Annotated in this window: 8 protein-coding genes; 6 read left to right on the forward strand and 2 right to left on the reverse strand. The window is 38.1% G+C overall.

Going from position 1 to position 9,943, the window contains the following annotated elements:
• Nucleotides 1-452 precede the first annotated feature (452 nt).
• Nucleotides 453-1,904, forward strand: coding sequence for a tetratricopeptide repeat protein (locus HY841_03010; GenBank protein MBI4929706.1), 1,452 nt, complete (start codon nt 453-455; stop codon nt 1,902-1,904).
• Nucleotides 1,905-1,983: 79 nt separating this feature from the next.
• A complete protein-coding gene (locus tag HY841_03015) occupies nt 1,984-2,358 on the forward strand; it encodes a hypothetical protein (GenBank protein MBI4929707.1) in 375 nt (124 codons plus the stop codon).
• A gap of 583 nt (nt 2,359-2,941) precedes the next feature.
• On the opposite strand, the gene HY841_03020 is transcribed toward HY841_03015, so the two are convergent.
• A complete protein-coding gene (locus tag HY841_03020; GenBank protein ID MBI4929708.1) occupies nt 2,942-3,127 on the reverse strand; it encodes a hypothetical protein in 186 nt (61 codons plus the stop codon).
• A 130-nt stretch (nt 3,128-3,257) separates the two neighbouring features.
• Here HY841_03020 and HY841_03025 point away from each other — a divergent pair, with 130 nt between their 5' ends.
• Together HY841_03025 and HY841_03030 are read left to right on the forward strand one after the other, a co-directional pair.
• Nucleotides 3,258-6,296, forward strand: a complete 3,039-nt coding sequence (locus tag HY841_03025) for an SBBP repeat-containing protein (GenBank protein ID MBI4929709.1) — start codon at nt 3,258-3,260, stop codon at nt 6,294-6,296.
• On the forward strand, nt 6,296-7,735 hold the full coding sequence (locus HY841_03030; protein ID MBI4929710.1) for a T9SS type A sorting domain-containing protein: 1,440 nt from the start codon (nt 6,296-6,298) through the stop codon (nt 7,733-7,735). The genes HY841_03025 and HY841_03030 overlap by 1 nt, the downstream gene beginning before the upstream one ends.
• A 5-nt stretch (nt 7,736-7,740) precedes the next feature.
• On the opposite strand, the gene HY841_03035 is transcribed toward HY841_03030, so the two are convergent.
• Nucleotides 7,741-7,917: a hypothetical protein gene (locus HY841_03035; protein ID MBI4929711.1), complete on the reverse strand. Its 177-nt coding sequence runs from the start codon at nt 7,915-7,917 to the stop codon at nt 7,741-7,743.
• A 425-nt stretch (nt 7,918-8,342) separates the two neighbouring features.
• Between HY841_03035 and HY841_03040 the strand changes: the two genes are divergently transcribed.
• Nucleotides 8,343-9,107: a hypothetical protein gene (locus HY841_03040; protein ID MBI4929712.1), complete on the forward strand. Its 765-nt coding sequence runs from the start codon at nt 8,343-8,345 to the stop codon at nt 9,105-9,107.
• 593 nt (nt 9,108-9,700) lie between these two features.
• Nucleotides 9,701-9,847, forward strand: a complete 147-nt coding sequence (locus HY841_03045; GenBank protein ID MBI4929713.1) for a hypothetical protein — start codon at nt 9,701-9,703, stop codon at nt 9,845-9,847.
• Nucleotides 9,848-9,943 lie beyond the last annotated feature (96 nt).

Raw genomic sequence — 9,943 nt, forward strand, 5'->3', positions numbered from 1 at the left:
ACAAAGAAAACTGCTGCTAACAGCAGGTTGGAGAAATGGCGGTTGACATTTAGAAAAAATGTTTTCTGCTTTTAATTATCTTTGTGCTGTGGGACAGTGAAGTGCTCCGAACACCGCCACTTCTCCAACCTGCAAAACGTTGGCTGCAACCCTTTTCGCTCCGTAGACAGTGGCGTAGCAACTTGACACTTTTGAGCATTTAAAAACAAAAAAGCGGGGGACAGTTTTGCAACGGCTGACAATCTCGCAGTAACTTGACAGCAGACAAAAAAGAAAACAAAAACCCACGCTTCGCATTTTTGAAAATTTATTTGCTCACGCACATTTGGCACATTGCCTTTTGCCCTTTTTTATTTTTTAGCGGAATGGGCAAAAGGCAAAGAGCCAAATCTTCCCGCCCGCAAACAAGCACAAAAAGGAAAAGCGTATTTTAGCGACAATATTTTAACGAAATGACTAATTATCTTCTCACTTTTTGTTTTGTATTAATTACCAACTTCTCTTTCTCACAGCAGAGCAAAATTGATTCATTGCTTTCACTTCTTAAAACCGACAAACCAGATACAAACAAAATAGAACATCTCAACGAACTTGCTTGGGAAATCAGTTACAGCAATCCCGATACAGCAATGATTTTATCCAAGCAAGCCCTTCAACTTGCCATTAACATTTTAAATGAAAGTGAAAAGAAATGGGACAATTCTGAAATAAAGGAAGCAATGCAAACATCTATTGGGCAATGCTATCATCAAATTGCAACCTTTCATACTGACAAAGGAGAGTATTTTCTTGCTTTACAATTTTTTCAAAAGGCACTTGATGTATGGGAACAGTTAGAAAATTCAATAACGCCCCAATCTGGTAAATACAGCAATGAAGAAACAATAAAACGAAAAGAAAAATACAAGAATAAAAAAGCAGCAACCTATGGAAACATTGGAAATGTTTATGCTCAGCAAGGAGATTATCCTAAAACACTTGAATATTATTTCAAGGCATTAAAAATAGGAGAAGAAACAAAGGATGAAAATAGAATTGCAATACAACTCGGCAATATTGGACTTGTCTTCTTTTATCAAAAAGATTATCGAAAAGCCCTTGATTATTATTTCAAAGCGTTAAAAATAAAAGAAGACATCAAAGATAATACTGGAATTACGGCAACTATTATGAATATCGCTGAGGTGTATAAAGTTCAAGGTGATTATTCAAAAGCACTTGATTATAATTTCAAGGCATTAAAAATGAGTGAAGATTTAGGAAATAAAAGTTATGTTGCAACAGTATTCGGAAATCTCGGAACTATCTATGATGAACAAAAAAATTATTCCAAAGCCCTTGACTATTATTTCAAAGCATTGAAAATAGATGAGGATATTGGGAATAAAAACGGAATTGCACGACATAATAATAACATCGGTTATACCTATTATTCCATAAAAAAATATTCAGAGGCAGAAAAATTTTATCTCAAAGCAATAACTATTGCTAATGAAATTGGCTCTTTTCCTCAAATACAAAACCTCAGCGAAAACCTCAGCGACCTTTATACCGATATTGGCAATTACAAAAAAGCATTAGAGCATTATAAAATAGCATCAGCAGCAAAGGATACACTTTTGAATGTAAATCAAAACAAAGAAATCACCAGAAGGGAACTGAATTATGAGTTTGAGAAAAAAGAAGCAGCGGCTAAAGCCGAACAAGAAAAAAAGGACTTAAAGAAAGACCTCATTACTGGCTTTTCGCTTATAGGACTGATACTGATGTTGGCGTTTGTTTGGTTTGCTTTTCGGTCATTGCGTGTTTCTACAAAACAGACATTCTTAATAATCGCTAAATTTTTGAATTCGTTTTTTAGTCGCCCCAAAATCTTTCGTAACAAAGGCAAAACAGACTTTTAAGCGAAAAAACACGACTTTACCCCTTCTTGCCCTTACTTTTGCCAATCTCGTTGACACTATAGCATATCTTGAGGAAACTTTGTCATATCTTTGGGAAACTTTGTCATATCTTGGCGACACTATAGCATATCTTGACCTTACTTTGTCATATCTTGACTCTACTTTTGCCCATCTTGGCTCTACTATTGAACATCTTTGCTCAACTATAGCGCATCTTGACCGAACTTTTGCGGGGACTGACTGCACTATTGACAATCTTTTCCCGACTATTGAACATCTGGACAGCACTTTCGCAGGGACTGACTGGACTATTGACAACCCTTTCCCGACTATTCCGCATCTGGACAGCACTTTCAACAACAACTTTCGGGCGACAGCATCTCTTATTCCGACTATTTCGCAAACTCTGACAACTTTTAACGGCATCTTTCGGCTGACAGCAACTCTTTTCTAAAATATTCTCATCATCGGACAGACAACACCAAACACCACCTTCCCGAATGGCACGCACATTTGCACTTTGCCTCTTTTTATTTTTACGGGAATAGGCAAAGTGCAAAAGAGCGTGCCCATCCTACGCACCGACAGAAATAAATTTTCAAAAATGCCCGACACAAAAACAAAAACAAAAAATAAAAACTGCACAGCAGACAGACACTTCATTACGACAAAAAAAAAGAAGGGCAGCAGCCAACAGCGGGTTTCTGCTATTGCGGGTGACGAGCAAATTTGTAGTTCATTGCTTTTTATTTACTTTTGTGCGGTGGGACAGTTACGAACAATTAAATCCGCAACATCAGAAACCCGCAAAGCGTTAACTACAACCGCACAAATACAAACTACAGTTCTCCGTAGACTTTTCCGCAGTCGGTCAGACAACTTTTCAAACTTACCGCATAACTGCTACTCACTTCGGGGACAGTTCCGCAGTTTACCGACAGCATCTCAAAAACACATACAATAAGGTAGCGCGGGGGACAGTTATTTTCTCGGTTGACTGCTATTCCAACCCAGACCGCTCACAAAAAAACGCATCATCAGACAACTTTGCAAACATTGACCGCTGTTTTTACCCAGACAGCAATTTTCAATACAAAATCCTGCACAGCGGGCTGCTTGCACATGGCGCACAAGCGGTATTCTCCTTTATAGTTTTTGTGTGCGCCAAGAGCAAGCACCCGCCCATCAAAATCCTGCACTAAAAAATTTAGACGAATGCCCAATAATCTTCGACAGAAATCTTACAAAAATGAATATAATCACATTTGAAAGCATACATTTATCAAGTATTTGCTTTTACTTCCTGAGAAGAAAGTTTTTTAAACTATCAACGCCTACTAAAAACTTTTTACCATGAAAAAATTTCTACTCTCCGTAATCACATTAATTATTTTTTTTAATGCAAACGCTCAATCAGGAAATAATTGCAGCAATGCAATTCCGATAACTCCAACTGCAACTTGCACTCCAACTACTATTACAACTACAAACAGCGATATATGGTTTTCATTTGTTGCAACAAGTCAATATACCCAGATAAGAACTACTGCACCAACTTTTGGTATTAATGGACCTCATCTTCATGAATTAATTCTTTATTCCGGCTCTTGCAGTTCGCTTCAAGTTTTAGAAGATGAAATTTTTGCAGAAGCAAGTGGTGCAAATGAAATTATTATTGATGCATCTGGTTTAACAGTTGGTAATACTTATTATGTACAAGCATCGCGCATGACATCGCGCGGGATTTGTGTTCCGACTGTTGTCGCAAATGCGTGCGGGGGAGTATCCAGCATAACATTTTCCTTGTGCGTTCGTTCTTTGAACGTGATTATCCCAAAAGACTTCGGATTAGAATCGGTTTCTATCAGCCATTCTTACTATACAAATAAGGGACAAATTGCAGATGTGAACGGAAATTCGCGCAATGATATTAAATACTATTCAAGCAATTCCTCTCCGATAGTCTATTACACAGACACTGCTGTTTCTTTTGTTTTTGCAAAAGTAGATACTATTAAATCTACGCAGGACAGCACACATAGAGTGGATATGTCATTGGTTGGCGCGAATACAAACCTATCTCCTCCATTTAAAACAGAAAAGATTAATGGTTATGTGAATTATTTTCTTCCGCAAGTTCGTACTGGAGCAGTTAACGTTAAAGGTTACAGCAGAACTATTATTGAAAGTGTATACCCGAATATTGATATGCAATATTACAGTAATGATGTTGGAATAAAATTTTATTTTATTGTAAAGCCTGGAGGAAATCCAGATAACATTATAATGAATTTTGCAGGAGCAAACTCAGTAACAGTTAATGCAAACAAAGGACTTGACATACAAACAACGCTTGGAAAAATTTCTTTTGAAGCAGGTCACGCATATCAAATAAATCCTGCGGGAAATATTGTTCCTATGCCTTGGCAGGCAGAGTTTATACAGCTTTCTCCAACATCTGTTAAACTTGACATTCGCAATTATCCAACTAACTTTCCTTTATTCATTCAAATTGACAGGGGGCATATTGCGCCAACTACTACTACCAGCAGCAATTTTTGGTCAACTTATGTTGGTGGTTCAATGACAGAACCGGTTAAAGGCAGTGTAGAAATGGATGCCTCTGATAATGCTTATTGGTCGGGCGGTACTTCCAGCCCTAATTTTCCTATTCTAGGAGCAATGCAAGGAACTAACTTAGGTTCATTTGATGCTTTTGTCGCCAAGTTTAATACAAATCGTGGTAGAGATTTCGTAACTTATTTCGGAGCAAGTAATGATGATTGGGCAACAACAGTTCAAATTGACGGTTCAGGGAATATTTATTTTGCGGGCAATACTCAAAGTGCGAATTTTCCCGTATCTACTTCACCGCCTTCTTATCAGAGTTTTAACGGAGGTTTTTCAAACCGCGAAGATTGCTTTATTGTAAAATTAACCCCGAATGGACAAACAAAATTATGGGCTTCCTATTTTGGCGGAGCCGACTATGATGCTTTGTATGCAATGAATGTTACATCAGGTGGCGATATTTTCATAGGGGGGCGAACTTTTATGGATACATTATTTTACCCTGGGAAATATTTTCCTTTTCCTGTGAGCCAGCCGCCAGGAGCGTATGTTGATACTACCTATAACGGTGGGCAGGACGATGGTTTTTTCGCAAAGTTTGATGCTTCTTTTAATTTAGTATGGTCAACTTATTTAGGTGGTTCAGCCAGAGAATATGTTACATCAATGGCAACCGATAAAAGCGGTAACCTTTTTGTAGTCTCTCATACAGAAAGTAAAGGTGATACTACTCTTTCATGCAGCCCTGTAGCAGGTGTTATGCCTTTATGTGACCCCGGTAGCGGAGCCTATACCCAGAATAATAACGGTGGCTTTGATAAGCACATTGCAAAATTTAGAAGCACAGGAATATTACTTTGGGCAACCATGTACGGAGGCAGTAATTGGGAAGGTCATTATGTCACGGATGGTGATGTAACAGATATTGACATAGACGCTTCCGGTAATATTTACATTATCGGCTCAACAACAAGCACGGACATGCCACTTTTCAATGCCGTTCAGGGAAGCAATACCGGAGGTTTTAATGCAATGGTTCTGAAATTCACCAATGGCGGGGTGCCCTTGTTTGCAGATTATTATGGAGGCGGCAACGCTATCGCAATGACCGAATATGGCTATGGTATTGCAGCAGATGGTAACGGAAACATTTATATTACAGGGCAAACGTTCAATCCTACTTTTCCGGTTATTAACTCATCTAATTTTTATAATTACGGGAGTTTAAGAGGTCAGTCAGATGCCTTCATTGCAGGTTTGGATAAAACTACTTTCCAAGCATTCTGGTCAACTTATCTCGGTGGAACATGCAGGGAGGCAGGAGATAACATTGCTATATCTGCGTCTGGAAAAAGTTTAATCGTAGTGGGACAAACTGCAAGTGCACTTAACGATTTTCCTCTTTTTGATTTAACAGGCAATTCAGATTATTATGACGGAACTTATAACGGTGATGTAGGCACTGGATATTGCGATCCGTTTGTTACTTCTGATGGAGACGGATTTATCGGCTCTTTCTGTTTATCCTGTCCTTCTACTGTCGGTATTGAAGAAACAAATTCTCAAAACGAAAATCTGAATGTCATTGTCTATCCAAATCCGGGCAGTAATGAAATTACAATTGAAAGCAAAATAGAGTTGGATAAAAATGCCAGCATTATAATTATAAATTCGTTGGGGCAGATTATTTATTCCGGCAAACCAACTTCAAACAGATTTAGAAAAACTAAAATTGATATTACTCACTTTGCTGATGGAATTTATATTGTCCGGCTTTTAAGCGGTAATGCAACCTTGAGCGGTAAATTTATAAAACAATAATGAAAAAAAATAGATATAAAATATTTTTTTCATTCATTTATTTTGGTTGTACTATATCATTTTCTCAAAACTGGTCTGCTTTAGACAGGGGTTTTAATTACCCCCCTCGAATACTGTTTGCAGATACAATCAGCAATACCTTATATGCAGGCGGGGGATTTTCAAAAACAGGTTTTTGGGGCGACACTAACGGTAAATGGGTAATGGGCATTGCGCAATGGAACGGAATCTTTTGGGATTCTTTAGGCTGTGGCGTAGATAATCCAAGTTGCCTTCCTTCTATCGGCACTCCCAATAATGTCTTAGCAATTACAAGATATAAGAATGAGATATATGCGGGAGGTGCATTTGCTTATGCAGGAAGTATTTCTGCATGGGGTATTGCAAAATGGGATGGCAACGCATGGATAAATATAGGAGATGCGCAAACCTATGATGCCTTACACAATATTATACAAGGCGCAGTAGACGGTCTTTACATCTATAATAATGAGTTATATATTTTAGGCGATTTTGAAATTATTGGCGGTATCAACGCAAGTAAAATCGCAAAGTTTGATGGCACGACATGGACTGCTTTTCCTCCCTTGGATACTACAACGGGAGGTTCAGCAATTAGTAGTGCTGTTTTTTATCATGGAGACCTGTATGTGGCAGGAAATTTTGATGGCGGGAATGGATTAAAGGATATAGCACGGTTCAATGGTTCAAATTGGCAAACGGTGGGAGGTGGTTTTACTGGACTAAATACTGGAGTAAATAAACTTTATGTTTGGAATGATACATTATTTGCTGGAGGATATTTTCAAAAAACAGGTGGAGACCCCGGTAATAACATTGCCGCATGGGATGGTGTAAACTGGTCAGATGTGGGGGGTGGAACAATGCCTGCAAATGTAAACGACATAATAAATTTTCAGGGATACCTTTATGTATGCGGGCAGATTGATAATGCGGGAGCAATTCCTGTTACACGCATGGCTCGTTGGGATGGAAAAAGATGGTGTAATCCGGGAGCTGATTTTAAACTTTCAAATGGATGGCAGTCAGGAACACCAAACTGTATGGCAGTCCTCAACAATGAACTTTATGTAGGCGGAGCATTTTTTACGATAAATGCTGATACAGTAAATAATATTGGCAAACTCATAGGCAATAGTTATGTTGCAAATTGTGATTCAACTGCGGGAATAAATGAAAATAATTTTTCCTCTCAAATAAACATTTACCCCAACCCCACCACAGGAATTTTCACAATCACCTCCACAGAAAAAATTTCTTCAATTAAAATTACAAATGTAATCGGAGAAGAAATAGTTACATCAGCCATTAACAATCAAACATCAACCATTGATTTATCAATCCAGCCCAAAGGAATCTACTTCATAAAACTATTTTCAGAAAAAGGAATTGAAATAAAGAAAATAATCCTCCAATAATTTCATCACGGCATTATCGCTTCAAGCAATCTTTCAATCCTTGCTTCATTCTCTTTTATTTTTTTCTCATTCGCTGGTTTTTCACCGACACTCTTTCTCAATAAATCTTCTGCTTCTAAATCCTTATTCACTTCACAATAAAAATTTATTTCCTCCCATAATATAGTTACTCGGTTTCTCATGCAAGATTTTTTCACGCCTGTAAAAAATCAGCGTGGGTTAGTAGCCTACTGTCTCTGAGGCTCCGCTAGAAGCCCATACCACAAATAAACTACGCCCACGCCTTTGCATGAGCGCTCGCTTATTCTTTGTGGCATTTTAAAATCTAGCGGATTTCAGAAACCAGAATTTGCTTACGCAATATTTTTTATATGTCTATCGCTATTTTACATAATTGATTTATTTTTTAGTTCCACAAACTTACAAAAGAAAACACTCTTATTAATTCGGCATTTCTTTATTTTTTGAATAATTCTTGCGATTTTCTCTTTCGGCATAATAGTTGCAACCCTTGCACAATTATAACAATGCACAATAAAAAATAAATTCAACCGTTACAATAAAATAAAACAACCAATAAGTCCTGCAATAAACAGGCAAAAAGAAAATGGCAAAGAAGAAAAAATCAAAAACCGAAACAGGTCACGCAAAAAATGTTGCCAACCTCAATGTAATGATTTCACGCCTTCAGGGCTATGGAACGCGCTACAATCCCACAAACCCGCTCATCAAAATTCCGAATCTTCAAACTGCATTCACAAGCGGAAGCGCAACTATGACAACGCTTGACAATGTAAAACCCGCTTACACAAAATCGGTAGATGACCGTCAGCAGATTTTTACCGACATGGAAAAACTTTCTACCCGAATCATAAATTCTTTTCATGCAATTCAGGGAATTACAAAAGCGCAGGTGGAAGATGTAAAAACAATCATCCGCAAAATTCGCGGAGTGAGAAAAGATAAAATCGTTGACACTCCTCCTCCTGCGGACGCAACAGAGAAGGAAATTGAAAAACATATTTCCGCTTCGCAGAAATCCTATGATCAGTTGACAGAACATTTCACAAAACTCACTTCACTTGTTGCCTCCGTTCCTGCGTATGCGCCTAACGAAATAGATTTGAAAAATACCGCCCTCGCAACTTTTCTTTCACAGTTGAAAGCAGCCAATCAAGCCGTAATCAATGCAACCACTCCATACCTGACAGCAATGCAAAACCGAAACAATATTTTATACAATCCGGTAACAGGTATTAAAGATTTAGCGGCAGAAGTAAAAAAGTATGTAAAATCAGTAAGCACCATTACCCTTGCTGAATTCAGACAGATTTCAGGGTTAAAATTCACTCGTCCGAGAGAGAAAAAATAAACGGAATCAGCAGACACCATTGAAATCTTAAAGGATTTGCTGCCCAATGTTGTACTAAGGCATGACAATATCGTACTGAGGGATGACCACATCATTCTGAGCCATGACCACATCGTACTGAGGCATGACCATGTTGTGATAAGGCATGACAACATAGTAATAGACCATGACACTATCGTGAAATGCCTTGCCACTTTAATAATTTGCCATGACAATATTATTATAAGGTATGCAAACATTGTACTATCCCTGCCCGACAGCGTTTTCTCCTATCCCGACACTTTGGAATGTAATACCATCTTCCAAATCCGCAAGGTCAAACACATTCCGCAAACTACTTCAAGGTAAATTCATGTTATTGTTTGCGTAAAGAGTTTGCCCTTGCTGTGTTTTTCTGTAACCGGACAACTTTTCTGCTTCGCAATTTCAAAACCATCTCAACAATAAACATCTTTCACAGCGGACAACTTTTTAAAAAGACAAATACAATTCCCGCCTCGACAACTTTGCATTTATTTCACGGTATCTCTCGTTGGACAATTCCTCCAGCAATGCATAACGGGTGCGGATGTAGTTAACAGCAGGTTTGAGTAATGGCGGTTGACACTAATACAGAAAGTTTATTTTCTTTTATTACCTTTGTTCTCAGCAGACAAATAAGTAATTCTAATTCCGCCACTCCTCAAACCTGCAAAACGTTAGCAGCAATTCAACTATCTTCGTGGACAGCATCGCAGTAATTCGACAATGGAGCAATACAAAAACAATCGCGGGGTTCGACAGATTATCATTTATGGAATGACGCGACAACAACAAATTAAATTAATCCAGCGCAG

The organism is Bacteroidota bacterium, assembly GCA_016213405.1.
Lineage (GTDB): Bacteria > Bacteroidota > Bacteroidia > Palsa-948 > Palsa-948 > Palsa-948.